The sequence below is a fragment of the Humitalea sp. 24SJ18S-53 genome (genome assembly GCF_050632385.1).
Classification (GTDB): Bacteria; Pseudomonadota; Alphaproteobacteria; order Acetobacterales; family Acetobacteraceae; genus Humitalea.
In genome coordinates this window covers 3658900-3683536 of record NZ_CP192599.1, presented here as the reverse complement: position 1 = coordinate 3683536, position 24637 = coordinate 3658900, and the positions used below count along the sequence as shown (strand labels likewise).

Here is a 24637-nt window from a genome sequence, read left to right as displayed (position 1 = left end):
CTACCAGGCGCCGTGGTGCGGGGCCGCAGCCTCATCCTCCAGCATCGGGCCAACCACGGCGATGGCGCGCTGGCCCGCGGCAAAAACGGTCCGGCAGGGCAGGTCCATCGTCAGGTTGTCAGGGTGCGGGCCGATCATCGTCTTCATCCGGTGTTCCGACAGGCCAAAGACCACCCGCCCGATCCCGGCCCAATAGATCGCCCCCGCGCACATCGCGCAGGGTTCGGCGCTGGAATACAGCGTCGCACCCGCCCGGGTTTCGGCCGGCAGTTCGATGCAGGCGCGGGTCGCGACCAGGCGTTCCGCATGGGCGGTGCCGTCGCCGGCGGGCAGAAAGCCGTTCAGCGCCTCGATCAGCACGCGGCCTTCTGCATCGGCCAGCAGGGCGCCAAACGGGTGCTGCCCAGCCGCATGGCTTTCCACCGATAGCGCGATGGCGCGGCGCAGCAGGGTCTTGTCATGCGGCTGGGCGTGATAGTCTTGGTCCATGACCGCTGCCTCCTTCGTCCATCTGCATACCCATTCCGCCTACTCGTTGTCGGAGGGCGCGATCAAGGCCGACAAGCTGCCGACGCTGGCCCGCGCGGATGGCCAGCCGGCGGTGGCGCTGACCGATTCGGGCAATCTGTTCGGGGCGTTGGAGTTCGCCCAATACGCGGTGGGCAAGGGCGTGCAGCCGATCATGGGCTGCCAGTTGTGGCTGGCGCGCCCGCCGGCGGACCAGCGGCCGGGCCTGCCGGTGCCGCCCGATCCACTCATCCTGCTGGCCGCCGATTCGACCGGATTTTCCAACCTGCAGCGGCTGTCCTCGCTTGGGTACATGGGCGGCGATCCCTCCGGCAAACCGGCCTTGGGCCTGCGTGAGATCTGTGACAATGCCGCCGGGCTCTGGGTGTTGACGGCTGGCAGCACGGGTCCCCTGGGGCGCCTGCTCGCCGAAGGGCGGCGGGACGCGGCCGAAGGCATGCTGGGTAGCCTGGCGGAGGCCTTTGCCGGGCGTTGCGCCGTCGAATTGCATCGCCACGGGACAGCCCTGGATGCGGCGGTCGAACCGGGCCTGCTGGCCCTGGCCGATGCCCGCGGCCTGCCAATCGTTGCCGCCAATGACGTGCAATTCGCGACCGCCGACATGCACCCCGCCCATGACGCGCTGCTCTGCATCGCCGAAGGCACCACCATCGGCGCCCGCGACCGCCGCCGCGTGTCGCCCGAGGCCTGGTTCAAGCCGGCCGCCATGATGCGCGCCGCCTTCCACGACCTCGCCGAAGCCTGCGACAACACCTTGGCCATCGCACGTTCCTGCGCCGTCATGGCCGAATCGAAAAAGCCCGAACTGCCGCTCTGCCCAAAAGTCCGGCCCGGCATGTCGGAAAGCGAAACCATCGCCGAAATGGCGCGCCAGGGTCTGGACCTGCGGCTGCGCGATACCGATGCGCCCACCCGCGCTCGCTACCACGAACGCCTGACCTACGAACTCGGCGTGATCGAGCGGATGGGCTTCTCCGGCTACTTCCTCATCGTCGCCGACTTCATCCAATGGGCGAAGCAGCAGGGGATCCCGGTGGGACCTGGGCGTGGGTCGGGTGCCGGCTCCGTCGCCGCCTGGGCGCTGACCATCACCGACCTCGACCCGCTGCGCTGGGGCCTGTTGTTCGAACGCTTCCTGAACCCCGATCGCGTGTCGATGCCCGACTTCGACATCGATTTTTGTCAGGACCGGCGGGACGAGGTGATCCAATATGTCCGCCGGGAATATGGCGAGGACCGGGTCGCCCAGATCATCACCTTCGGCCGCTTGCAGGCCCGCGCCGCGGTCAAGGACGTCGGCCGCGTCATGGGCATGGGCTACGGCCAGACCGAACGCATCGCGACCCTGATCCCCAACAACCCGGCCAAGCCCGTGACCCTGGCCCAGGCGATCGAGGGCGAACCACGCCTGCGCGAGATGCAGGCGACCGACGAGGGCGTGAACAGCCTGCTGTCCACCGCGCTGAACCTGGAGGGGCTGTACCGCAACGCCTCGACCCACGCCGCCGGCATCGTGATCGGCCGTGGCCCGCTGATCGACATCGTGCCGCTGTTCCGCGACCCGAAGTCCGACATGCTGGTCACGCAATACTCGATGAAATACGTCGAGCAGGCGTCGCTCGTAAAATTCGATTTTTTGGGGCTGAAGACGCTCACCGTCCTGCAACGCTGCCTGGAGATCCTGGCGGAGCAGGGGGTGGTGATCGACCTGGCCACGCTGCCGGAAACGGACGAAAAAACCTGGGCCATGCTGTGCCGGGGCGATGCCGCCGGGGTGTTCCAGTTCGAAAGCCAGGGCATGCGCGACGTGTTGCGCGCGATGAAGCCTGACAGGTTCGAGGACCTGATCGCCGCCGTCTCGCTCTACCGACCGGGTCCGATGGCCAATATCCCGGCCTATTGCGCCCGCAAGCATGGCGAAGCCTGGGACGCGCCGCATCCGAAGATGAAGGAGGCGGTCGAGGAGACCTACGGCATCCTGGTCTACCAGGAACAGGTCATGCGCATTGCGCAGGAACTGGCCGGCTACAGTCTGGGCGGCGCCGACCTGTTGCGGCGCGCGATGGGCAAGAAGAACGCCAAGGAGATGGCGGACCAGCGCGCCATTTTCAGCAAGGGCGCGGTCGAACGGGGCATTCCCGCCGACAAGGCGACCGAAATCTTCGACCTGATGGAAAAATTCGCGGAATACGGCTTCAACAAGTCGCACGCCGCCGCCTACGCGTTGATTTCCTGGCAGACCGCCTGGCTGAAGGCCAATCATACCGTGGCCTTCCTCGCGGCCTCGATGACGCTGGACCTCGGCAATACCGACAAGCTGGCGGTGCATATGCAGGAGGCGTCGCGCCTCGGCATCAAGGTCCTGTCGCCCGATGTGAACCGCTCCGGCGCGGCCTTCCGGGTCGAGGACCACAACGGCACCCAGGCCATCCGTTTTGCCCTGGCGGCGGTGAAACGGGTCGGCGAACAGGCGATGCGCGACATGGTGGCGGCCCGGGATGCGGCCGGGCCTTTCGCGTCGCTCGCCGACTTCGCGGAGCGGGTAGACCCGAAGCTGCTCAACAAGCTGCAACTGGAAAACCTGGCCCGCGCCGGCGCCTTCGACAGCCTGGAACCCAATCGCGCCCGCCTGGTCACCGGCGCCGAGACGGTGCTGCGCCGCGCCCAGGCGACGGCGGAGGAACGGGTTTCCAGCCAGATCGGCCTGTTCGGCGGCGGCGGCACGCCCGATCCCCTGCGCCTGCCGGACATGCCTGATTGGCCGGAACTCGAACGGCTGACCCAGGAAGCCGAGGCCATCGGCTTCCACCTCTCGGCCCATCCCCTCGATGCCTACCAGGGCGCCCTGAAGCGGCTGGGCGTCGTCGGATCGGCCCATCTGGCCGATCGCGCCCGCGCCGGCGTCACCCGCATGAAGGTCGCGGGCACCGTGGTGAACGTGAAGGAACGCAACACCAAGACCGGCAGCCGCATGGCCTGGGTCCGGCTGTCGGATGGCGCCGGCGGTTTCGAGGTGACGTTGTTCTCCGAAACCCTGTCCCGCTGCCGCGAACTGCTGACCGAAGGCACCGCCATCATGGTCACGGCCGATGCCAAGATGGAGGGCGAGACCCTGCGCCTGACCGCCTCCGAGGTCGAAGGCCTGGAACGCGCCGCCGCCGGGGTGGGGCAGGAGATGCGGATCGTGCTGGAACGCGCCGATGCCATGCCCATCATCCGGGACCTGCTGGCGCGGGAGGGGAGGGGCAAAGGCCGGGTGATCCTGCTGCCGCGCCTGGACGGCCCGCCCGAGGCCCGGCTTGAGGTCGAAGTCGCCCTGCCGGGGCTGTTCAACACCGGCCCCCGCCTGGCCCAGGCCATCAAGATGCTGCCCGGGGTCGGTGCCGTCCGCGTCGCCTGAGGGGCCTTCGTAAGACTTGTCGAAACGGCGGGGTTCGGCCATAACCCGCCGCGCCGGCCAGGGGGGAACCCCGGGGCGGCAAATCCGCACGCGGCACACCCTTCCCCGACACCGGGCAGGGTCCGGTCCCGGCACTTGCCGGGCTTCGTGCCGCGGAGGCTCAACCGGACTCCAGATGAAGGAAGACATGACCCATGGCTATGCCTGACGTTTCCCTGCGCGGCCTGCTCGAAGCTGGCGTGCACTTCGGCCACCACACGCGCCGTTGGAACCCGAAGATGGCGCCGTTCATCTTCGGCATCCGCAACCAGGTCCACATCCTGGACCTGCAGCAGACCGTGCCCCTGATGGACCGCGCCCTGCGCGCCGTGCGCGACGTGGTCGGCGCCGGTGGCCGCGTGCTCTTCGTCGGCACGAAGAAGGCCGCGGCCGAATACGTGGCCGAAAGCGCGACGCGCTGCGGCCAGTATTACGTGAACCACCGTTGGCTCGGCGGCATGCTGACCAACTGGAAGACCATCACGGGCAGCATCAAGCGCCTGAAGCAGATGGACGAGCAGCTTGGCGGCAATACCCAGGGCCTGACCAAGAAAGAGGTCCTGATGCTGACCCGCGACCGGGAGAAGCTGGACCGCGCGCTCGGTGGCATCCGCGAAATGGGCGGCCTGCCCGACATCATCTTCGTGATCGACACGGTCAAGGAGAAGCTGGCGATCGAGGAAGCCAACAAGCTCGGCATTCCCGTCATCGCCGTGCTGGACAGCAACGCCGATCCCAGCGGCATCGCCTTCCCGATCCCGGGCAATGATGACGCGATCCGCGCCATCACGCTCTATTGCGACGCCATCGCCGGCGCCGTGCTGGAAGGCATCAGCGCCAACCTGCAGGCCAGCGGCCTGGACATCGGCGCTGCCGAGGACCTGGCCCCGGAAGTGATGCCGGAGGTCGCGATCGACGAGGCCGGGCACATGCTGCCGGAAGCCCAGCTCGAAGCCCCCGCCGAAGGCGCCTGATCCTTTCGCCGGCGCGCGACCCCGCGCGCCGGCCCATTCCTGTTTACCCACGGGAGAGTTTCCGATGGCCGAAATCACCGCCGCCCTGGTGCGTGACCTGCGCGAACGTACCGGCGCGGGCATGATGGATTGCAAGAAGGCCCTGGTCGAAAACAACGGCGACATGGAAGCCGCGATCGACTGGCTGCGTAAGAAGGGCCTGTCCCAGGCCGCCAAGAAGGCTGGCCGTGCCGCGACCGAAGGTCTGGTGGGCGTCGCCTCCGGCCCGAAGGTCGCCGGCATGGTCGAAGTCAACGCCGAAACCGATTTCGTCGGCCGCAGCGAACCCTTCCAGACCTTCGTCGCCGAAGTCGCCGGGCTGACTCTGTCGGTCGGCGACGACCTGGAGAAGCTGAAGGCCGCGCAGTATCCGGGCACGCGCCACAGCGTCGCCGAGGAACTGACCCGCCTGATCGCCACGATCGGCGAGAACATGACGATCCGCCGCGCCAAGGTGCTGCGCGTGCCGTCGGGCACCGTCGCGACCTATATGCACAATGCGGTGAAGCCGGGCCTGGGCAAGATCGGCGTGCTGATCGCGCTCGAAGCCCCCTCCGAGTCGGAGGCCTTTGAACTGCTGGGCCGCCAGATCGGCATGCATGTCGCCGCGACCAAGCCGGAATCGCTGAACGTCGATGGCGTCGACCCCTCCGCGCTGGAGCGCGAGAAGGCGGTGCTGACCGAACAGGCCAGCGGTTCGGGCAAGCCGGAAGCGATCATCGCCAAGATGGTCGAAGGCCGCATCCGCAAGTTCTACGAGGAAGTGGTGCTGCTGGAGCAGGTCTGGGTGCATGACGGCGAAAGCCGCGTGAAGGCCGTGGTGGAAAAGGCCGGCGCCAAGCTGACCGGTTTCGCCCGCTTCCACCTGGGTGAAGGCGTGGAAAAGGCACCGGTCGCCGATTTCGCGGCCGAGGTCGCGGCCGCGGGCGGCGTCACCGGTTGAATACGGCCGGGGGCGGACTTGCCGCCCCCGCCAACCACTCCCTAAACTGCCCATCCGAAGGAGTCGCCATGACCGAGCCGCGATACAAGCGCGTGCTTCTCAAGGTCTCGGGCGAAGCCCTTTTGGGCGACCGGGATTACGGGCTTGATACCCGCGTCGTGAAAGCGATCGCCGCGGATGTGCGTGGCGTCCGGGATCTGGGCGTCGACGTCTGCCTGGTCATCGGTGGCGGCAACATCTTCCGTGGTGTGTCCGGCGCCTCGGCCGGCATGGACCGCGCCCAGGCCGATGGCATGGGCATGCTGGCGACCGTGATGAACGCCCTGGCCATGCAGAACGCGCTGGAGGCCGTCGGCGTGCAGACGCGGGTGCAATCGGCGATTTCCATGGCCTCGCTCTGCGAACCCTTCATCCGTCGCCGCGCCGTGCGGCACATGGAAAAGGGCCGCGTCGTGATCTTCGCCGCCGGCACTGGCAACCCTTTCTTCACGACCGACACCGCCGCCGCCCTGCGCGCGGCGGAAATGGGCTGCGACGCGTTGCTGAAGGGCACGCAGGTCGATGGCATCTATTCGGCCGATCCGCGCAAGAACCCGCGCGCCGTGCGATACGAGACCCTGACCTACCACGACATCCTGGCCCAGGATCTGACGGTGATGGACGCCGCCGCGATCAGCCTGGCGCGGGAAAACCACTTGCCCATCATCGTCTTCAACATCCACGAACCCGGCGCCTTCACCGCGGTCATCAAGGGCGAAGGCAAGTTCACCACCGTCGTCGATCCCTAAGACTTCGTTTTTCGTGCTGGGAGCACCGCCATGCCCATCGACCTCGCTTCGCTGAAACAGGACCTGACGCGCCGCATGGATGGCGCGATGGAGACCCTGAAGAAGGAGTTCCAGGGCCTGCGCACCGGCCGCCCGAGCCCGGCGCTGCTGGAACCGGTCCGGGTCGACGCCTATGGCAACAACACCGCGCTGAACCAGGTCGCCAGCGTTTCGGTCGCGGGACCGGGGCTGCTGTCCGTGCAGGTCTGGGACAAGTCGCTGGTCAAGTCGGTGGAGGCCGCGATCCGCGAAGCCAACCTCGGCTTCAATCCGCAGACCGAGGGCCAGGTGATCCGCGTGCCCTTGCCGCCGCTGACGCAGGAACGCCGTAACGACCTGGTGAAGGCTGCTGGGAAATACGCCGAGGCGACCAAGATCTCGATCCGTGGCGTTCGCCGCGACGGCATGGAGCAGATCAAATCGGCCGAGAAAGACAAGAAGGCGCCAATCGGGCAGGATGAGGCGAAGGACTGGACCGACCAGGTCCAGAAGCTGACCGACCAGTACATCAAGTCGATCGACACGGTGCTGGCGGAGAAGGAGAAGGACATCAAGACTGTCTGATGCCTGGATCCCTGCCCAACACGTCGATTGCCGCCCCGAGGATCGCTGAGCCCGGCCAAGTCCTGGCCACGCCCAGCGCGCGCGTGCCGACGCATGTCGGCATCATCATGGACGGCAACCGGCGCTGGGCGGAAGCGCGGGGCCTGCCCAAGGTCATGGGCCACAAGGCCGGCGCCGATGCGGCCCGCCGCACGATCCAGGCCGCCGCCGAAGCCGGCATTTCCTGGCTGACCCTGTTCGCCTTCTCCTCCGAAAACTGGAACCGGCCGGAGGATGAGATCAGCGACCTGACCGGGTTGCTTGGCCTGTATCTGCGGCATGAGGTCGGCCAGTTGGTGCGCAACGGCATCCGCCTGCGGGTGATCGGCGATCGCCACCGCTTCGGCACCGACATCGCCGAAGCCGCGGCCTCGGCCGAGGCCCGCACCGCCGGCGGCACCCGGCTGAACTTGAATGTCGCGCTTTCCTACGGCGCAAGGTCGGAAATCGCGGCCGCGGCCCGCGCCATCGCCGAAGGCGTGGCGGCCGGCCGCATCAAACCCGCCGAGGTGACCGAGGACCTGCTGTCCCAGCACCTGTCCACCGCGGGGATGCCCGACCCCGACCTGGTGATCCGGACCTCCGGCGAGCAGCGGCTGTCGAATTTCCTGCTGTGGCAGGCGGCCTATGCCGAATTCGCCTTCCCCGACGTGTTGTGGCCGGATTTCGGTCCCGACCATCTGCGCGCGGCCTTGGCCGATTTCGCCCGGCGCGAACGGCGTTTCGGCCTCCGGGCAGGCTGACCGCGTGTCGGCTGTCGCCACGGGCAAGGATTGGCGCGACCTGCGCAAGCGGATTCTGTCCGCCGCCGTGCTGTTGCCGGCCGCGATCGCCTGTATCTGGCTGGGGGCCGAACCCTGGACCGCGCTGATGGCGCTCTGCGTGTCGGTGCTGGCCTGGGAATGGGTGCATCTGTGCGGGTTGCGGACGCGGGTGCTGCCCGGGGCGGCGCTGCCGGCCGTGGTGCTGCTGGCCGGCGCGCTGTCGGTGGTGGGTGAGGCACGGGCGGCGCTGATCGTCCTTGGCCTTGGCACCGTGGCCACCTGGGCGATCGCCGGGCGGCTGCGCGGGGCCGAAGCGCCCGAAAAGCCGCCGGGGTGGCTGGCGGCGGGCGTCCTCTACATCGGCCTGGCGGGGCTGGCCCTGATCGAGCTGCGTCACGACAACGACGCCGGCCTGGCCAATGTGCTGTTCCTGTTCGCCGTCGTCTGGGCCAGCGACAGCGGGGCCTATATCGCCGGGCGGCTGATTGGCGGACCGAAGCTGGCGCCCGCGATCTCACCCGGCAAGACCTGGGCGGGGTCGGTCGGCGGGTTGGTCGCGTCCATGCTGGCCGGGCTGGCCGTGGCCGCGGCGATGGCGCCCGGGCCGATCGGGCGGGTGATCGCCGTCGCCGCCATCCTGGGGGTCGCGACCCAGGCGGGCGACCTGCTGGAAAGCGCGATCAAGCGGCATTTCCATGTGAAGGACACCTCCAGCCTCATTCCCGGCCATGGTGGCTTGCTCGACCGCCTGGACGGGGTCTTGGCCGCGGCCCCCGTGGCGGCGCTGCTGGCACTATGGGTGGGCTATGGGGTGCCGCTTTGGAAATGATGGGTCGGTGAGCAAGCGCATCACCATCCTGGGCGCGACCGGTTCGGTCGGGCGCAGCACCGTGGCCTTGATCGATGCGGCGCCGGCCGGGGCCTTTGTCGTGGTGGCCTTGACCGCGAACCGCGATGTGGCGGCGCTGGCCGCCCTGGCGCTGCGGCTACGGCCCGAATTGACCGTGGTGGCCGAGGCAGAATCCGGCCCCGCGCTGCGCGATGCCCTGGCCGGCAGCGGCTTGCGCCACGGTGCCGGCGCCGAGGCGTTGCACGAGGCGGCCTCGCTTGCCGCCGACTGGACCATGGCCGCCATCGTCGGCGCCGCCGGCTTGCGGCCGACCCTCGCGGCCCTGGCGCAGGGGCGGATCGTCGCGCTGGCCAACAAGGAGGCGCTGGTTTGCGCCGGCGATGTGATGCTGGCGGCCGCCGCGGCCTCTGGCGCCACGCTGTTGCCGGTTGATTCCGAACACAATGCGATCTTCCAGGCGCTGCAGGGCCATGGGCTCGACTCGGTCGAAAAGATCGTGCTGACGGCATCGGGCGGGCCGTGCCGCCTGATGGATGACGCGGCCCTGGCGGCGGTGACCCCGGCGCAGGCGGTGAATCACCCGGTCTGGTCCATGGGCGCCAAGATCAGCGTCGATTCGGCGACCATGATGAACAAGGGGCTGGAGGTGATCGAGGCCGCCCGCCTGTTCGGCCTCCCGCTCCACCGGATCGAGGTGCTGGTGCATCCGCAATCGGCGGTGCACGGGCTGGTGCAGTTCACTGACGGGTCGATGCTGGCGCAACTCGGGTCGCCCGACATGCGCACCCCGATCGCCCATTGCCTGGCCTGGCCGCGGCGCATGGTGGCCGATGTGCCGCGGCTGGACCTGGCGGCGCTGGCGCGGCTGGACTTCTTCGCCCCCGATACAAAACGTTTTCCGGCCCTGCGCCTGGCCCGCGAGGCCTTGAGCGCGGGGGGCGGCGCCCCCACCATTCTGAATGCGGCCAATGAGGTCGCGGTGGATGCCTTTCTGGGCGGCCGGCTGTCGTTCCTCGGGATCGCCGATCTGGTGGCGCGGGTGCTGGATCGCCTGGGCGCGCCGCCGGTGGCCGACCTGGATGAGGTCTTTGCGCTGGATGCCGTGGCGCGGCGCCAGGCCGACGGGGTCCTGGCCGCAGCCTGAACCGCGTTACTTTTATCTGGAGTTTCCCACTTGGATTTCCTGCCTGAACCGTTCCGCACCGTGGTCGCCTTCCTGGTGGTGCTGGGCGTGCTCGTCTTCATCCATGAGCTTGGCCATTACCTGGCCGCGCGGTGGCGGGGCGTGCATGTGGAACGCTTCTCGATCGGCTTCGGGCGCGCGATCGCGACATGGCAGGACAGCCGGGGCACCGAATGGCGCCTGGCCTGGCTGCCGCTGGGCGGCTACGTGAAATTGCACGGCCAGGAACGGCCGGAAGATGTCTCGGACGAGGTGCGCGCCACCTGGCGCGGCGGCGAGACCTTCCACGAAAAGCCCGTGCTGGACCGCGCCATCGTGGTCGCGGCCGGCCCCATCGCCAATTTCGTGCTGGCGGCGGTGTTGTTCGCGGGGCTCTTCGCCACCGTCGGCCAGCCGGTCCCCACGACCTTGGTCGCCAGCGTGGCCGAAGGCTCGCCCGCGGCCCGCGCGGGGCTGCTGGCGGGCGATCGCATCGTGTCGCTGGACGGCCAGGCCGTCGCGCGGTTCGAACAGGTGCAGGCCCATGTCCAGCCCCGCGCCGGCGTACCGATCGACGTGGGCGTCGTGCGCGCCAACGGCCAGGAAGACACGCTGCGCGCCACGCCCGAGGCACGGCCGGGGTCGTCCGATGGGCGCCTGGGCATCAGCGGTGGCGTGCCGGCGTTCGAGCGGATGAACCCCGTGACGGCCCTTTGGGCCGGTGTCGCGCATACCGGCGATGTCTCGGTGCAGACGTTGCAAGGCCTGTGGCAGATGGTCTCGGGTCAGCGCGGGACGGAGGAACTGGGCGGCCCGCTGAAGATCGCGCAGCTGTCAGGCCAGGTCGCGACGATGGGCATCGCCAGCCTGGTCACCTTCATGGCGGTCCTGTCGGTCAACCTGGCGCTGATCAACCTGTTTCCGATTCCCGTGCTGGATGGCGGGCACCTGGTTTTCTATGCTGCCGAGGCGATCCGCGGGAAACCGCTGCCACAGCAGGCCGTGGAGTATGGCTTCCGCGCCGGCTTCGCCCTTTTGATTGCCCTGTTCGTCTTCGCGACGTGGAATGACCTGGCCAGCTTTGGCGTATTTCGCTGGGCGGCGGCGCTGTTCGGGTGATGCCCGGGGGCGGTTCGCGCGCCAGGGTTGGCGCTGCGGGCCGCGCCGGGGTAGTGTGGTCCGCCCGCAACGTCCCGGCCCGTCGGCCAGGACCCCGCCAGGAACTTACCTTGACCCTCAGCCGCGCCCTGCTGTTCGCAGCGTCCTGCCTTGTGACACTCACCCTGGCGGTTCCTGGTATGGCGCAGCAGCGGCGCGCCGCGCCGGTGTCGATCCCATCGGGCGGCGTGACCTCCATCGATGTGCAGGGCAACCAGCGCATCGAGGCGGACACCATCCGGTCCTACATGCTGCTGCAACCCGGCGACCCGATGGACCCGGACCGGCTGGACCGCAGCCTGCGCACCTTGTTCGCGACGGGCCTGTTCCGCGACGTGACGATCACGCCCCAGGGCGGTGTCATCGTCGTGCGCGTGGTGGAAAATCCGATCGTCAATCGCGTGGCCTTCGAAGGCAACCGCAAGCTCAGCGACGACGTGCTGCGCCCCGAGGTGCAGACCCGTCCGCGCGCCGTGTTCACGCCGCAGGCGGCGCAGGGCGACGCGACGCGCCTGCTGGAACTCTACGCCCGGCGTGGTCGCTACAATGCCCGCGTGACGCCCAAGGTCATCGAACTCGAACAGAATCGCGTCGATGTCGTCTATGAAATCTTCGAGGGCGACACGACCCTCGTGTCCCGCATCGCTTTCGTCGGCAACAACAACTACTCCGACAGCCGCCTGAAAGAAGTCGTCGCGACGCGTGAGGCGGCCTGGTACCGCTTCCTTTCCAGCTCCGACACCTTTGAGCCGGAGCGGCTGAACTTCGACCGTGAACTGCTGCGCCGCTATTACCTGCGGCAAGGCTATGCCGATGTGAACATCGTCAGCAGCACCGCCGAACTGGCGCCGGACCGCAGCGGTTTCTTCGTCACCTACACGATCGACGAAGGCCCCCGCTATCGTGTGACCCGCAGCGAGACCAGCGGCACCATCCGCGACCTCGACATCGCGGCACTGGCGTCGGAGCTGAAGCTGTCCGCCGGCGACTGGTACGACGGCGACGCTGTGGAGCGCAGCGTCACCGCGGTGGCCGACCGGGCGAACCGGATCGGATTCCCCTTCGTCGAGGTCAATCCGCGCATCACCCGCAACCGTGAAGCCGCGACGATCGAGATCATCTTCGAGGTGACCGAGGGGCCGCGCACCTTCATCGAGCGCATCGATATCGTCGGCAACACGCGGACCCAGGATCGCGTCATCCGGCGCGAATTCCGTGTCGCGGAAGGCGATGCGCTGAACGCGGCGCAGGTGCGGCGGTCGCGCCAGCGTATCCAGGACCTGGGCTATTTCTCCCGGGTGGATGTGAATCCCAGCCCCGGCAGCGCGCCGGACCGCGCTATACTGAACACCCGCGTCGCCGAACGCGCGACCGGCGAAATCACGCTGGGCGGCGGGTATTCGACCGATGCGGGCTTCCTGCTCGACTTTGGTATCCGCGAACGCAACCTGCTCGGGCGCGGGTTGGACGCGCGCTTCAACGCGGCCCTGGCGCAGCAGCGCAGCCAGGTGGACATCTCGATCACCGATCCGTCCTTCCAGGATCGCAACCTCGCGGTCGGCGCGGACCTGTTCTACATCCAGCGCGACCTGCAGTCGTATTCGGGCTATGACGAGCGGCGCGCTGGTTTCGTGCTGCGCTCCGGCTTCGAATACAATGAATACATGCGCCAGTCGGTGTCCTACAGCCTGGTGCAGCGCGAGATCTACAACATCGTCGCCGGTTCGAGCCCCTATATCTTCGAGCAGCAGGGCACGTCGCTGGTGTCGCAGGTCAGCCAGACGCTGGCCTATGACCGGCGCGACAGCCGGCTGGAACCGCGCCAGGGCTACATCGTGCGCTTGGCGACCGACCTCGCGGGCCTGGGCGGCGATGTCGCCTTCATCCGCGCCCGCACCGACGGCGCCTATTACGTGCCGTTCGAGCGGTTGCTGGGCGATCCGAACTACGTCCTCGCGGTGCTCGGTTCGATCGGCTACATCGAAAACCTCGGGTCCGACCAGGAACGCATCATCGACCGCTACTTCCTCGGCGGCGAGAATCTGCGTGGTTTCCGCATCGCGGGTGTCGGCCCGCGCGACCTGGCCACGGGCGACAGCCTGGGTGGGCGCTTCATCTGGACGCAGAGCACCGAATTCCGCTTCCCGCTGCCGATCCCCGATGAAATCGGGATCACCGGCCGGGCTTTCGTCGACGTCGGCTCGCTGTCGCAATCGGTCACCGGTCCGACCGTCGTCGACGATCCGTCGCCGCGTGTCGGCACGGGGGTCGGCATCTCCTGGCGCAGCCCCTTCGGGTTGATCAACCTGGACGTGGCGCAGGCTGTGGTGAAGCAGTCCTACGACCAGACCCAAATTTTCCGCTTCGGCTTCGGCACGCGGTTCTAATTCGTTCATCGACGGGAATGTTGTTCATGGCGCTTCGCGCATCCGCCGCCCTCGCGGCGGCCCTGATTATCTCCACGCCTTTGCTGCCTGGCATCGCCCTGGCCCAGCAGGGGGGGCAGGAATGGTTCGTCCCGGGTGGCGGGCAGCGCCCGCCGCAAGGCCAGCAGCAGCGTCCGCCGCAGGGCCAGCAGCAGCAGCGCCCGCCCCAGGGGCAACAGGCGCGCCCGGCCCCCAATCCGGCACCGCTGGCCCCAGGACAGCCGCCGCCGGCCGCGGTGATCGGTATCGTCGATGTGCCGGAAGTGCAGCGGGTGTCCGCCGCCTTCAACACGGTGCGCGAGGAAATCGAGCGCCGTCGCCAGCGCCTGAACGACGACCTGCAGCGCGAACAGGGCCGCTGGCGGGAGGAGCAGCAGGCGCTCGCCAACCAGCGCGCCAGCCTGACGGCCGACCAACTGCGCGAACGTGAACGCCTGTTGCAGGACCGCATCACCGACAGCCAGCGCATCTTCCGCGACCGCAACCGCGGTATCGAGCAGATGGCCCAGGCCGCGCTGATGGAAATCGAGCAGGCGCTGGCCGTGGTGATCCGCCAGGTCGCGGCCAGCCGCAACGTGAACATCGTGCTGCCGCGCCCGCTGGTGATCTTCAACGACCCCCCGTTCGACCTGACGAACGAGGTGTCGCAGCAGCTCAACCGCGTCCTGCGCAACGTCACCCTGCCGCCCGAGGGCGCCGCGCCCGCCGCGGCCCCGACGGCCGCAGCACCCGCGGCCCCCGCCGCGCCCGCGCCCGCCGCACCGGCACGTCGGAACTGAAGCGTGGCGGCCGATCCGCGCTTTTTCGGGCCAGGCCGCCCGCAGACCCTGTCGGCACTCGCCGCCGCGGCCGGCGCGACCCTGCCTGAGGGCGTCGACGGCACGCGCCTGTTCACGGGCACGGCGGCCTTACAATCGGCCGGGCCGGACGACGTGTCCTTCCTGGAGAACCGGCGCTACCTGCCGGCCCTGCGCGAAACCCGCGCCGGGGCGGTGATCTGCACCGCCGACGTGCTGGCCGCCGCGCCCGAAGGCTGCGTCGTGCTGGCATCGACCGCCCCCTATCTGGCCTTTGCCCGCGCGGCGGGGCTGTTCTATCCGGCCCCCCAGCCGGTGGCCGGCGTGCACCCGACCGCGGTCGTCGCGGCCAGCGCCGAGATCGGCCCCGGCTGCCAGATCGGCCCCTATGCGGTGGTGGGGGAGGGTGCGCGGATCGGCGCCGGCAGCATCCTCGGCCCGCATGCGGTCGTTGGCGACGGCTGCGTCTTCGGCGCCGGTTGCCGGCTGCATGCCCATAGTTCCGCCAGCCACACCCTCGCTGGCGATGGTGTGGTGCTGCATCCGGGCGCCCGCGTCGGGCAGGAGGGGTTCGGCTTCGCGCCGACGCCCGATGGCGCCTTCCTGACCATGCCGCAACTCGGCAGGGTCTGCCTGGGCGACCGGGTCGAGGTCGGCGCCAATGCCTGCATCGATCGCGGCAGCCAGCAGGACACGGTCATCGGCGCCGGCACGCGAATCGATAATCTGGCGCAGGTCGCGCACAACGTCGCGGTCGGCCGTGGCTGCGTGATCGTGGCCCAGGTCGGCATCGCCGGCTCCGCCCGCCTTGGCGACTACGTGACCCTGGCCGGCCAGGTCGGCGTCGCGGGGCACCTGTCGATCGGCAGCAAGGCCCGCGTCGGCGCACAGGCCGGCGTGATGAATGACATTCCCGACGGGCAGGACTGGGTCGGAAGCCCGGCCTGGCCCGCGCGCGAGACGCTGCGCGCCGTCGCCGCCCTGCGCAAACTCGGCCAACCCCCCACGAAGAAGATCTGAGGCATGGACGCGACGCCTGATACCGCCCCGACCGAAACCGGCGTGGCCGGCACCTACGACATCCTGCGCATCATGGCAGCGATCCCGCATCGCTACCCGATGCTGATGGTGGACCGCATGGTTGAGATGGTGCCGGGTGAATCCGCGGTCGGCATCAAGAACGTCACGATCAACGAGCAGATCTTTGCCGGCCACTTCCCGTCCCAGCCCGTGCTGCCCGGCGTGCTGATCGTCGAGAGCATGGCCCAGACCGCGGCGGTCCTGGTGGTCGCGACGCTCGGCCCCTCGGCCGAGGGCAAGCTGGTCTATTTCATGTCGATCGACGGCGCGAAGTTCCGCCGCCCGGTGGTGCCGGGCGACCAGATGCGGATCCATGTGAAAAAGGAGCGCAGCCGCGCCAACGTCTGGAAGTTCGAGGGCGTGGCCCGCGTCGACGGCCAGATCGTGGCCGAGGCGACCTTCACCGCCATGATCCGGGATCGCTGAGCATGCCGTCTGTCGCCGCCGCCACGGCCTCCCCCCCGGTGATCCACCCGACGGCGATGGTCGCCGCGGGGGCGCGCATCGCCGATGGCTGCCACATCGGCCCCTTCTGCATGGTCGGCCCGGATGCGGTGCTTGAGGCGGGGGTGGACCTCGTCTCCCATGTCATCATCGAGGGCCATAGCCATCTGGCCGCCGGGGTGAAGGTCATGCCCTTCGCGACCATCGGCCTCGTCCCGCAGGACCTGAAGTACAAGGGTGAGCCGACCCGCGTGACCATCGGCGCGCGCACCGTGATCCGCGAACACGCGACGGTGCATCGCGGTTCGGTCAGCGGCGCGGGCGTCACGGTCGTCGGCGCCGATTGCATGCTGATGGTCGGCGCGCATATCGCGCATGACTGCGTGCTGGGTGATCGCGTCCTGCTGGCCAACAACGTGCTGCTCGCCGGTCATGTGGAGATCGGCGACATGGTCTTCGTCGGCGGCGGGGCCGCGGTGCACCAGTTCGTCCGCATCGGCCAGCAATCGGTGATCGGCGGGCTTTCGGGTGTCGAGGCGGATGTGATCCCCTATGGTGCGGTCATGGGCAATCGCGCGCGCATGATCGGGCTGAACCAGATCGGGCTGAAGCGGCGCGGCATGACCCATGCCCAGCGGCATGCCTTGCGCAGCGCCTTTCGCATGATGTTCCTGGGCAATGGCAGCGTCGAGGAACGCCGCGCGGCGGCCGAGGCGCAATACCCCGACAATCCCGCCGTCGCCGAAATCCTGGCCTTCATCCGCGCGCCCTCCAAGCGCGGGATCGTCAAGGTCGGCCGCCAGGTGTCGTTCGAAGACGACGACGCGCCGGACGCTTGATGTCCGCCGCACTGGGACCGGTCGGCTTCATCCTGGGGGGCGGGTTGCTGGCCCGCCGTACGGTGGAGGCGGCGGTGGACGCGGGCCGGGCCGTGCGCGTCGTGGTGCTCGAAGGTTTCGCCGATCCCGCCGACTACGCGCCTTTCCCCCATATCGTGTGCCGTCTGGGTGCCGCCGGCCGCATGCTGGCCTGGTTGCGGGCGGAAGGTGCGCGGCAACTGGTCCTGGTGGGCCGAGTCACCCGCCCATCGCTGTTATCGCTGCGCCCGGATGCCGGGGCGGCGAAATTGCTGCCGCGTATCGGCATGAAGGCGTTTGGCGGCGACGACAGCCTGCTGACCGCCATGCTGCGCGTGCTGCGCGAAGAGGGGTTTGAGCCCTTGGGCTGCGAACAATTCCTGACGACCCTGCAGGTGCCGACGGGCCAACTCGCCGGCCCACCGCCGGATGAGGCCGCCCGGCGCGACATCCGTCGTGGCGTGCGCGTGCTGGACGTGATGGGTCCGGCCGACGTCGGCCAGGGCTGCGTCGTGCAGGAAGGCGTGGTGCTGGCGGTCGAGGCCGTCGAAGGCACCGATGCCATGATCGCCCGCGCGGGAACCCTGCAACGCGAAGCCCCCGGCGGCGTGCTGGTGAAGCTGCTCAAGCCCGGGCAGGATCGGCGCACCGACCTGCCGGTGATCGGCCCCTCGACGATCCGGGGCGCTATCGCCGCCGGCCTGCGCGGGGTGGCGATCGAGGCCGATGGCTGCATCGTGGTCGAATCGGAAGAAACCAGGCGCCTGGCGGACGAGGCAGGGCTGTTCCTGATCGCGATCCGCCCCGCCGAATGGATGGGAGACGTCTGATGCCAAGCTTTCTGCACACGATGATCCGGGTCGGCGACCTGGATCGCAGCGTCGATTTCTACACTCGCCTGCTGGGCATGAAGGAATTGCGCCGGCGCGACGTTCCCGACGGCAAATACACGCTGGTCTTCGTCGGCTACGACGAGGAAGCGACCGGGGCCGGGGTGATCGAACTCACCTACAACTACGGGGTCACGCAGTATGAGCAGGGAACCGCGTTCGGCCACCTCGCCATCGGCATCCCCGATGTCTACGCGACCTGTGAAACACTGCGCTCGGCCGGTGCGAAGATCACCCGCGAACCGGGGCCGGTAAAATTCGGCACCACGATCATCGCCTTCGTCGAGGATCCCGACGGCTACAAGATCGAACTTATCCAACGGGCCTGAGATCGGCCCAGACCGGCAGGCCGAGCCGCGAAGGCTCGGTCGCCAACGGCAGTCCGGTCAGCCCCGCGGGCGGCGGCCCCAGCCACCAGACCAGCGACGGGTTGATCGCCAGCACATCCCCGGCCCGCAGGTGCAGCCGCAGCGCTGCCCCGGGCTGGGCCAGCGCCGCGTCCAGCGCCGCACTCAAGACCCGGCGCCCGGCAAAACTGCCCCCCTGCGCCGAAAAGGCCGGGGGCTCGCCCGTGAACAGCGTCACCAGTGCCGCACGATCCGCCGCCATCACCGCATTATGCGCGGCGGCGGCCGAGGCGAGCATGATCTCCTCCGCACCACTGGCCAGCAGCAGCCAGGCATCGGCCGCACCCGGGGCTTCGGTCAGGGAGCCGGCTTCGGCGATTGGCCGCCCGATGGGGGCGCCGAGCAGCGCCAGGAGTGCTGACGCCGTGGCCGCATCGGGCGCCAGCTTTTCGGCCGGCAGTCCGCGCAGCACCGCCAGGCCCCGGCCATGATCCAGCCGCAGCGCCAGGTCGCCCAATAGCGGGGTCAGGCCGGGCAGCCCCGCGGCACCGGCCAGGCCGGCGCCGATCTCCGCCGCGGCCTCGGCGCCAAGCGCCAGCATCCAGGCATCGGGAGAGAGGGCCTCGCCGTGCCAGACATGGTCGCCGGCCTGCGGGGCGGGGCGGAAGGATGGGCGGCTGGGGTCGTTCATGCCGCCCAATCTACAGGCTTTGCCAGCCGGGCGATATTCGGGGCCTGTGCCGACCCCGGCTGGACGACATCAGCCCGCCTTGGGCCGCGCCCCCAACAGGTGGCTGATGGCGTAGGTCAGGTCGGGCCGGTTCAGCGTGTAGAAGTGGATTTCATCCACGCCATTGGCCTGCAACAGCCGCGCCTGTTCGGCCGCGACCACGGCGGCGATCATGCCGCGAGTCGCGGGATCATCCTCCAGCCCCTCGAACAGCCGCCCCATCCAGCCCGGCACCGATGCGCCGCACATGGCGGAAAACTTTGCCACCTGTGTGAAATTCGACACAGGCAGGATCCCCGGCACGATCGGGACGGTGATCCCCGCGGCGGCGGCGCGGTCGAGGAAGCGCAGGAACACCTCCGTATCGAAGAAGTATTGCGTGATCGCGCGGCTGGCCCCCGCGTCGATCTTGCGCTTGAGGTTGTCGAGGTCGGCCTCGGGCGACACGGCGGTCGGATGGGTTTCCGGATAGGCGCCGACGCTGATGTCGAAGGGGGCGATTCGCAGCAGCCCCGCGACCAGGTCCTCCGCCTGGGCGTAACCGCCCGGATGCGGGGTATAGCCATCGGCGCCGGCCGGCGGATCGCCGCGCAGGGCCACGATATGGCGCACGCCGGCGGCCCAGTATTGCCGCGCGACCTCGTCCACCTCCTCACGCGTCGCACCGACGCAGGTCAGGTGGGCGGCCGGGGTCAGGCTGGTCTCGGTGACGATCCGCGCGACCGTCGCATGGGTGCGCGCCTGGGTGGTGCCGCCAGCGCCGTAGGTGACGGAGACGAAGCGGGGCCCCAGCGGTTCCAGCCGGCGGATGCAGGTCCAGAGTTGTTCTTCCAGCTTGTCATTCTTGGGCGGAAAGAACTCGAAGGACAGCGCGGGGGGCGGCAGGTCGGTCGGTGCCGGCAGGGCGCCGATGCGGGGCACGGTCAGCCAGCGTGCCAATGTATTCGGCGCCTCCGCCGAGATATGGTTGGCGATCGGGGCGGTACGGAGGGGGGGCGTGTCCATGACGCTCCAAATACGCTGTTCTTGCCGAGGCTTGAAGGCCCACACGGGGTGACGCGCTGCCGCCTGTTGCGTTATGACACGTGTCAGCGGCATCGCCTGTGCCATGATGCTTCCGCAGTGCAGCAATCGGCTGCCGCGCCACGACCAGGATGACCCGGCCACCGATGCGACCGACCCGTTTGAAGCCTCTGCTGCGCCCGCTTTTGCTGCCGCTTTTTCTGGCTGGGCTGATCGCCCTGGCGGGCTGCGCGACGCGTCCGCCGGCCAGCGATCCTGAAGCCCTGGCGGAATTCCGCGAAACCAACGATCCGATGGAGCCGTTGAACCGCGCAATGTACCAGGTGAACGAGGCGCTGGACGTCCTGGCGATCCGCCCGGCGGCCGAAGCCTACCGCATCTTCCTGCCGCCCGAGGCCCGGACCGGCATCCGCAACGTGATTTCCAACCTGCGCAGCCCGATCATCGCCCTGAACGACGCCCTCCAGGGGGAGGGCCAGCGCTTCGGCACGACCATCGGCCGCTTCCTGCTGAATTCGACCCTGGGTGTCGGCGGCATCTTCGAGGTCGCGACCAGCTTCGGCCTGCCGCCCCATTCGGAGGATTTCGGCCAGACCCTGGCGGTCCGCGGGGCCGTCGAGGGACCCTACATGTTCCTGCCGGTGCTCGGCCCGTCCAACCCGCGCGACCTGTTCGGCGCTGGTATCGATCTCGCGCTGAACCCGCTGACCTGGCTGACGGGCAACGAGGTGGTCAATGCCGCCCTTTATGCCCGCACGGGTCTTGGTATCCTGGACACGCGTGAATCGCTCCTCGAACCGCTGGACGCGCTGAAGCAGGGTTCGCTCGACCCATATGCCAGCCTTCGGGCGGCCTATCGTCAGCGCCGCGCGGCCGAGATCGCCAATGAGGGCGGTGCGACCCAGCGCGACGTGGGCACGGGCTTCGGCGTAGGGCCGGGGCCTCTGCTCGAAAACAGCCCGGATTGAGTAGGAGGCCCGAGATGACACACCCGATCTTCGGCCGCAGGCTTGCCCTGACGTTGCCATGGGCCGCCGCGGCGGTCGTTGCCGCGCGCCCGGCCTTGGCACAGATGGACCCTGGCCGCGCGGCCGAATTCATCCGGCTGACCGGCGTGGACCTGGTCGCCGCCATCAATGCGCAGGGCCCCGTTGCCCAGCGCCGCGACCAGGTGGCGACCATCCTGCGCCGTTCGGTCGATCTGGAAGGCGTCGGCCGCTTCATCCTGGGCCGCTGGTGGCGCGTCGCAACGCCGGAAGAGCAGCAGCAGTACAACCGGCTGTTCGAGGAAACCCTGATCCGCAACCTCTCCGCCCGGTTCGGCGAATACCAGGGCGTGCGCTTCACCCTGGGCCGCACCCAGGCGCGGGCCGAGGATGACGTGCTGGTCGGCACCGTGATCGAACGCCCCGGCAGCGCGGCCTTCGGCCTGGACTGGCGGATCGGCGATGTCGGCGGCCAGCCCAAGATCGTGGATGTGATCGCCGAGGGCACGTCGCTGCGCCTGACCCAGCGCAGCGAGTATTCGTCGGTGATCACCCGCAATGGCGGCAAGGTCGCCAGCCTGCTGGACGCGATGCGCGGCCAGATCCAGGCCCTGGCGGCCCGCGAAGCCGGCTAGAGCGTGATGGCCGTAGGCGCGAATGCGCCGCAGGGCTGAATCACGCGACAAAACAACAAGCTAGACCGCGATGCGTGAGCGAATGCGAACGCATCGCGGTCTAAGGCCCGTCAGGCGATGACGACGCGCGGCGGCCTGGCCATCCAGTTCACTGTCGTCGCGATCAGCCCGACCACGACCATGACCGGCCAGAACGACGCATAGGACCCGGTCACGTCGACCACGATCGACGCGGCACCGGCCCCCAGAAATCCGCCGATCTGGTGCGACAGGAAGCACAGCCCATAGAGCGCGCCGAGGTCCGCCACGCCAAACCGGCGGGCGATGGCCGCCGAGGTCAATGGCACGGTGCCGAGCCATACGAAGCCCATCACGGCGGCGAAGACCAGCGTGCCCCATTCCGTGGGTACGGAAGACGCGAAGATCGCGATGGCGACCGTGCGCAGCAGATAGATCCCGCCCAAGGCCAGTTCCGGCCGGACCGAATTCCCCAGCCGGCCGCAGAGCCAGGATCCGGGGATGTTGAACAACCCCACAAGCATCAGGGACGTCGCCCCCAACCCCGCCGGGAGCCCGCAGAGCGCCAGATGCGCCGGCAAATGCGTGACCAGGAAGGCCAACTGAAAGCCGCAGGCGAAAAACCCGGTGGTGAGCAGGGCAAAATCCCGGTCGCCCAGCGATCGCCGCGCCAGCGCCGGCAAGGCCGCCAGCCCCGCATTGGCGCGCGCCGGCGGTGCCTTCCATTCCAGGATGCGGGACACGGGGATCAACAGCAGGAAGGCCAGCGCCAGCCCGCCCAGGGCGCCGAGCGGTCCCACGCCGGCGATCGCGGTCATCGCGATCGGCACCATCAACGCCTGGCCGAAGGACCCGCCCGCCGAGGCGAGGCCCATCGCATTGCCGCGACTTGCCGAAGGCACTGCCCGTCCGACCGCTGCCATCGCCGTCCCCGACCCGGCGCCGCTGACGCCGATTCCGGTCAGCACACCAATGCCGAGCAGGAAGGTCACCGGATGCGGCGCCAGCGCCGGCAACAGCAGGCCGGCAGCATAGAAACACCCGCCGGCCAGGGCGACCTTGCCAGTTCCATAGCGATCCGCGAACGCGCCGCAGAAGGGCTGGGTCAACCCCCATGTCAGGTTGTGCAGTGCGACGGACAGGCCAAGCACCATCGGCGCGATGCCTGCGTCGGTCGCCAGCGGCAGCAGGAACAGCCCGAATGTCTGGCGCACCCCCAGGGCGAGGGAGACGGAACAGGCCGCCGCGAAGACGACCAGTGACCAAGGCGGGAGGCGGGAGAACATCACCCACCCTGGAACGCGAAACGCGCCGGGCCAACCGGCCCGGCGCGCATATCAAACCATCAAGCTATGCGTCAGCCGCCGCCCGGGGCGTCAGCCGCCAATCGACGTCGCGACGACCTGGCCTTCCTGCCCACGCATCGCCCAGCCGGTCATCCGCTTCTCGATGCTGACCGAGGCCGCATACATCAGCACCCCCATGATCCCCGTCACGATCAGCCCGGCAAACACCAGCGGCACGTCGAAGCGGGAGGAGGCGAGGATCATCAGATGGCCGATGCCTTTGTTGGCGGCGACCGTCTCGGCGATGATGCTGCCGACGAAGGCGACGGTGATCGCGATCTTCAGGCTGGCGAAGAAATACGGCATCGCCCGCGGCAGCCCGACCTTGCGGATGATATCCGATGGCCGGGCACCCAGGGCGCGCAGTACGTCGCGCAATTCCGGCTCCACCGTGGCGATCCCGGTGGCCACGTTCACCACGATCGGGAAGAAGGAGATCAGGAAGGCCGTGATCACCGCCGGCACCGTGCCGATGCCGAACCAGATCACCAGGATCGGCACGACGGCGACCTTGGGCACCGAGTTGAAGGCGATCAGCAACGGATAAAGGCCGGCATACAACAGGCTGGACGAACCGATCGCGACACCCAGGGCCAATCCGAAGACGATGGCGAAGGCGAAGCCGATCAAGGTCGTCATCAAGGTCTGCCAGGAATTGTCCAGCAGCGGCTTCCACCACTTGATCATGCTGGCGGCGATGTCGGTCGGCGCGGGCAGGATGAACTGCGGCACGGCAAAGGCCTTCACCCCGGCTTCCCAGATCAGGAAGGTGCCGACGATGATGATCCAGGGCAGCCAGGTCTGCAGCGTGCGACGGCGGCGGGCGGACAGGGCCATCGCCTCGGCGCGGGACGGGCCGCGGTTGGTCGCGATCTTCACGGGCACCTGGTCGGGGGCGGTATCACGCGGCATCGACGGTCTCCGGCGCGGGCATGCCCTCGCGGCGGGCATCGGCGATATGTTCGCGCAGATCATGCACGAGGGTCTGGAAGGCCGGCTTGTAGATGTCCTCCATCGTGCGCGGGCGCGGGAAGGGGACAATGCGCTCGGCGATGATGCGGCCCGGGCGGGCCGACATGACCAGCACGCGATCGGCCAGGAACACGGCTTCACGCAGGTCATGCGTGACCAGGATGACCGTTGGCTTCAGCGTCTGGCAGACGGTCTGCAATTCCAGCCAAAGGTCTTCGCGCGTAAAAATGTCGAGCGCGCCGAAGGGTTCGTCCAGCATCAGCAACGGCGGATCGTGGATCAGCGCGCGGCACAGGCTGGCGCGCTGCTGCATGCCGCCGGAGAGCTGATAGGGGAACTTGTCCTCGAACCCCTTCAACCCGACCATGGCGAGCAGGCGCTTGGCCTTGGCCGTGTACATGCTGCGTTCGGAACGCAGGCGGCGGCGGTGCGGTTCCACCACCTCCAGGGGCAGCATCACGTTGTCGATGATGTTGCGCCAGGGCAGCAGGGTCGGCGCCTGGAAGGCCATGCCGGCCGAGGACAGCGGGCGGTCCACTTCCTGGCCATCGACGATCACGACGCCCTGGGTCATCGGCCAAAGGCCCGTGACCAGGCGCATCAGCGTGGATTTGCCGCAGCCCGACGGGCCGACGACGGCGACGAATTCGCCCTTCGCGACCGACATCGAGCATTCCTTCAACGCCAAGGTCCCCTCGATCCCGCCGTAGCGCATGGCCACGTCGGAAATCTCGACAAAGGGGTGGTCCATCGTGGCGGTCATCGGGGTGTCCCCTGCATCCGGATATCCTCAAGCCCC

The 24637-nt window shown here is 68.7% G+C and carries 24 protein-coding genes; 18 read left to right on the top strand and 6 right to left on the bottom strand.

Annotated features, from left to right (window positions below):
* Complete coding sequence (locus ACQW02_RS17590; RefSeq protein WP_431281208.1) at nt 1-489, bottom strand: nucleoside deaminase; 489 nt, start codon at nt 487-489, stop codon at nt 1-3.
* Here ACQW02_RS17590 and dnaE point away from each other — a divergent pair.
* The 16 genes from dnaE (at nt 488) to gloA (ending at nt 18110) form a co-directional block, all read left to right on the top strand.
* Nucleotides 488-3928, top strand: a complete 3441-nt coding sequence (gene dnaE / locus ACQW02_RS17585; protein WP_431281207.1) for a DNA polymerase III subunit alpha — start codon at nt 488-490, stop codon at nt 3926-3928. The genes ACQW02_RS17590 and dnaE overlap by 2 nt on opposite strands.
* A 194-nt stretch (nt 3929-4122) precedes the next feature.
* Complete coding sequence (gene rpsB / locus ACQW02_RS17580; RefSeq protein WP_431281206.1) at nt 4123-4941, top strand: 30S ribosomal protein S2; 819 nt, start codon at nt 4123-4125, stop codon at nt 4939-4941.
* 64 nt (nt 4942-5005) lie between these two features.
* The gene (tsf, locus tag ACQW02_RS17575) at nt 5006-5923 is read left to right on the top strand and encodes a translation elongation factor Ts (RefSeq protein WP_431281205.1); all 918 of its coding nucleotides are present in this window, start codon (nt 5006-5008) and stop codon (nt 5921-5923) included.
* 68 nt (nt 5924-5991) lie between these two features.
* Nucleotides 5992-6711 (top strand): UMP kinase, encoded by a 720-nt coding sequence (gene pyrH, locus ACQW02_RS17570; RefSeq protein ID WP_431281204.1) that lies wholly within the window; start codon nt 5992-5994, stop codon nt 6709-6711.
* Between the two features lie 30 nt (nt 6712-6741).
* Nucleotides 6742-7314, top strand: coding sequence for a ribosome recycling factor (gene frr / locus ACQW02_RS17565; protein ID WP_431281203.1), 573 nt, complete (start codon nt 6742-6744; stop codon nt 7312-7314).
* A 107-nt stretch (nt 7315-7421) separates the two neighbouring features.
* Complete coding sequence (gene uppS, locus ACQW02_RS17560; RefSeq protein ID WP_431285922.1) at nt 7422-8096, top strand: polyprenyl diphosphate synthase; 675 nt, start codon at nt 7422-7424, stop codon at nt 8094-8096.
* A 4-nt stretch (nt 8097-8100) separates the two neighbouring features.
* The gene (locus ACQW02_RS17555; protein WP_431281202.1) at nt 8101-8946 is read left to right on the top strand and encodes a phosphatidate cytidylyltransferase; all 846 of its coding nucleotides are present in this window, start codon (nt 8101-8103) and stop codon (nt 8944-8946) included.
* A complete protein-coding gene (gene dxr / locus ACQW02_RS17550) occupies nt 8924-10111 on the top strand; it encodes a 1-deoxy-D-xylulose-5-phosphate reductoisomerase (RefSeq protein ID WP_431281201.1) in 1188 nt (395 codons plus the stop codon). The genes ACQW02_RS17555 and dxr overlap by 23 nt, the downstream gene beginning before the upstream one ends.
* A gap of 30 nt (nt 10112-10141) precedes the next feature.
* Nucleotides 10142-11248 carry an RIP metalloprotease RseP gene (rseP, locus tag ACQW02_RS17545; protein ID WP_431281200.1) on the top strand — a complete coding sequence of 369 codons (1107 nt, stop codon included), beginning with the start codon at nt 10142-10144 and terminating at the stop codon, nt 11246-11248.
* A gap of 110 nt (nt 11249-11358) precedes the next feature.
* Nucleotides 11359-13674: an outer membrane protein assembly factor BamA gene (gene bamA, locus ACQW02_RS17540; protein ID WP_431281199.1), complete on the top strand. Its 2316-nt coding sequence runs from the start codon at nt 11359-11361 to the stop codon at nt 13672-13674.
* Nucleotides 13675-13700: 26 nt separating this feature from the next.
* Complete coding sequence (locus ACQW02_RS17535) at nt 13701-14492, top strand: OmpH family outer membrane protein (protein ID WP_431281198.1); 792 nt, start codon at nt 13701-13703, stop codon at nt 14490-14492.
* A 3-nt stretch (nt 14493-14495) separates the two neighbouring features.
* Nucleotides 14496-15530: a UDP-3-O-(3-hydroxymyristoyl)glucosamine N-acyltransferase gene (lpxD, locus tag ACQW02_RS17530; protein WP_431281197.1), complete on the top strand. Its 1035-nt coding sequence runs from the start codon at nt 14496-14498 to the stop codon at nt 15528-15530.
* A gap of 3 nt (nt 15531-15533) precedes the next feature.
* Nucleotides 15534-16016, top strand: coding sequence for a 3-hydroxyacyl-ACP dehydratase FabZ (gene fabZ, locus ACQW02_RS17525; RefSeq protein ID WP_431281196.1), 483 nt, complete (start codon nt 15534-15536; stop codon nt 16014-16016).
* Nucleotides 16017-16018: 2 nt separating this feature from the next.
* Nucleotides 16019-16873 (top strand): acyl-ACP--UDP-N-acetylglucosamine O-acyltransferase, encoded by an 855-nt coding sequence (lpxA, locus tag ACQW02_RS17520; protein ID WP_431281195.1) that lies wholly within the window; start codon nt 16019-16021, stop codon nt 16871-16873.
* Complete coding sequence (locus tag ACQW02_RS17515) at nt 16873-17721, top strand: LpxI family protein (RefSeq protein WP_431281194.1); 849 nt, start codon at nt 16873-16875, stop codon at nt 17719-17721. The genes lpxA and ACQW02_RS17515 overlap by 1 nt, the downstream gene beginning before the upstream one ends.
* Nucleotides 17721-18110: a lactoylglutathione lyase gene (gloA, locus tag ACQW02_RS17510; protein WP_431281193.1), complete on the top strand. Its 390-nt coding sequence runs from the start codon at nt 17721-17723 to the stop codon at nt 18108-18110. The genes ACQW02_RS17515 and gloA overlap by 1 nt, the downstream gene beginning before the upstream one ends.
* Here the strand turns inward: gloA and ACQW02_RS17505 are convergent.
* Both ACQW02_RS17505 and metF read right to left on the bottom strand, forming a co-directional pair.
* Nucleotides 18094-18819, bottom strand: a complete 726-nt coding sequence (locus ACQW02_RS17505) for a hypothetical protein (protein ID WP_431281192.1) — start codon at nt 18817-18819, stop codon at nt 18094-18096. The two genes, gloA and ACQW02_RS17505, sit on opposite strands and share 17 nt — an antisense overlap.
* Nucleotides 18820-18888: 69 nt before the next feature.
* Nucleotides 18889-19863 (bottom strand): methylenetetrahydrofolate reductase [NAD(P)H], encoded by a 975-nt coding sequence (metF, locus tag ACQW02_RS17500; protein WP_431281191.1) that lies wholly within the window; start codon nt 19861-19863, stop codon nt 18889-18891.
* Nucleotides 19864-20027: 164 nt separating this feature from the next.
* On the opposite strand from metF, the gene ACQW02_RS17495 reads away from it, so the two are divergent.
* Entirely contained in the window at nt 20028-20849 is an 822-nt protein-coding gene (locus tag ACQW02_RS17495; RefSeq protein ID WP_431281190.1) for an MlaA family lipoprotein, read from the top strand.
* A gap of 14 nt (nt 20850-20863) precedes the next feature.
* Nucleotides 20864-21502, top strand: a complete 639-nt coding sequence (locus ACQW02_RS17490) for an MlaC/ttg2D family ABC transporter substrate-binding protein (protein ID WP_431281189.1) — start codon at nt 20864-20866, stop codon at nt 21500-21502.
* A 110-nt stretch (nt 21503-21612) separates the two neighbouring features.
* On the opposite strand, the gene ACQW02_RS17485 is transcribed toward ACQW02_RS17490, so the two are convergent.
* The 3 genes from ACQW02_RS17485 to ACQW02_RS17475 all read right to left on the bottom strand — a co-directional run bounded on the left by ACQW02_RS17485 (nt 21613) and on the right by ACQW02_RS17475 (nt 24601).
* The gene (locus tag ACQW02_RS17485; protein ID WP_431281188.1) at nt 21613-22806 is read right to left on the bottom strand and encodes an MFS transporter; all 1194 of its coding nucleotides are present in this window, start codon (nt 22804-22806) and stop codon (nt 21613-21615) included.
* Nucleotides 22807-22896: 90 nt separating this feature from the next.
* Nucleotides 22897-23778, bottom strand: coding sequence for an ABC transporter permease (locus ACQW02_RS17480; RefSeq protein ID WP_431281187.1), 882 nt, complete (start codon nt 23776-23778; stop codon nt 22897-22899).
* A complete protein-coding gene (locus tag ACQW02_RS17475) occupies nt 23768-24601 on the bottom strand; it encodes an ABC transporter ATP-binding protein (RefSeq protein WP_431281186.1) in 834 nt (277 codons plus the stop codon). Before ACQW02_RS17475 ends, ACQW02_RS17480 begins: the two co-directional genes overlap by 11 nt.
* Between the last annotated feature and the right edge of the window lie 36 nt (nt 24602-24637).

Coding starts and splice junctions, on each gene's coding strand:
- ACQW02_RS17495 (WP_431281190.1), top strand. CDS start 20,028: ATGCGACCGACCCGTTTGAAGCCTCTGCTGCGCCCGCTTTTGCTGCCG.
- ACQW02_RS17535 (WP_431281198.1), top strand. CDS start 13,701: ATGGCGCTTCGCGCATCCGCCGCCCTCGCGGCGGCCCTGATTATCTCC.
- dnaE (WP_431281207.1), top strand. CDS start 488: ATGACCGCTGCCTCCTTCGTCCATCTGCATACCCATTCCGCCTACTCG.
- rpsB (WP_431281206.1), top strand. CDS start 4,123: ATGGCTATGCCTGACGTTTCCCTGCGCGGCCTGCTCGAAGCTGGCGTG.
- ACQW02_RS17490 (WP_431281189.1), top strand. CDS start 20,864: ATGACACACCCGATCTTCGGCCGCAGGCTTGCCCTGACGTTGCCATGG.
- ACQW02_RS17485 (WP_431281188.1), bottom strand. CDS start 22,806: ATGTTCTCCCGCCTCCCGCCTTGGTCACTGGTCGTCTTCGCGGCGGCC.
- ACQW02_RS17475 (WP_431281186.1), bottom strand. CDS start 24,601: ATGACCGCCACGATGGACCACCCCTTTGTCGAGATTTCCGACGTGGCC.
- ACQW02_RS17480 (WP_431281187.1), bottom strand. CDS start 23,778: ATGCCGCGTGATACCGCCCCCGACCAGGTGCCCGTGAAGATCGCGACC.
- ACQW02_RS17515 (WP_431281194.1), top strand. CDS start 16,873: ATGTCCGCCGCACTGGGACCGGTCGGCTTCATCCTGGGGGGCGGGTTG.
- lpxA (WP_431281195.1), top strand. CDS start 16,019: ATGCCGTCTGTCGCCGCCGCCACGGCCTCCCCCCCGGTGATCCACCCG.
- dxr (WP_431281201.1), top strand. CDS start 8,924: ATGGGGTGCCGCTTTGGAAATGATGGGTCGGTGAGCAAGCGCATCACC.
- uppS (WP_431285922.1), top strand. CDS start 7,422: ATGGACGGCAACCGGCGCTGGGCGGAAGCGCGGGGCCTGCCCAAGGTC.
- ACQW02_RS17505 (WP_431281192.1), bottom strand. CDS start 18,819: ATGAACGACCCCAGCCGCCCATCCTTCCGCCCCGCCCCGCAGGCCGGC.
- metF (WP_431281191.1), bottom strand. CDS start 19,863: ATGGACACGCCCCCCCTCCGTACCGCCCCGATCGCCAACCATATCTCG.
- frr (WP_431281203.1), top strand. CDS start 6,742: ATGCCCATCGACCTCGCTTCGCTGAAACAGGACCTGACGCGCCGCATG.
- fabZ (WP_431281196.1), top strand. CDS start 15,534: ATGGACGCGACGCCTGATACCGCCCCGACCGAAACCGGCGTGGCCGGC.
- gloA (WP_431281193.1), top strand. CDS start 17,721: ATGCCAAGCTTTCTGCACACGATGATCCGGGTCGGCGACCTGGATCGC.
- tsf (WP_431281205.1), top strand. CDS start 5,006: ATGGCCGAAATCACCGCCGCCCTGGTGCGTGACCTGCGCGAACGTACC.
- pyrH (WP_431281204.1), top strand. CDS start 5,992: ATGACCGAGCCGCGATACAAGCGCGTGCTTCTCAAGGTCTCGGGCGAA.
- ACQW02_RS17590 (WP_431281208.1), bottom strand. CDS start 489: ATGGACCAAGACTATCACGCCCAGCCGCATGACAAGACCCTGCTGCGC.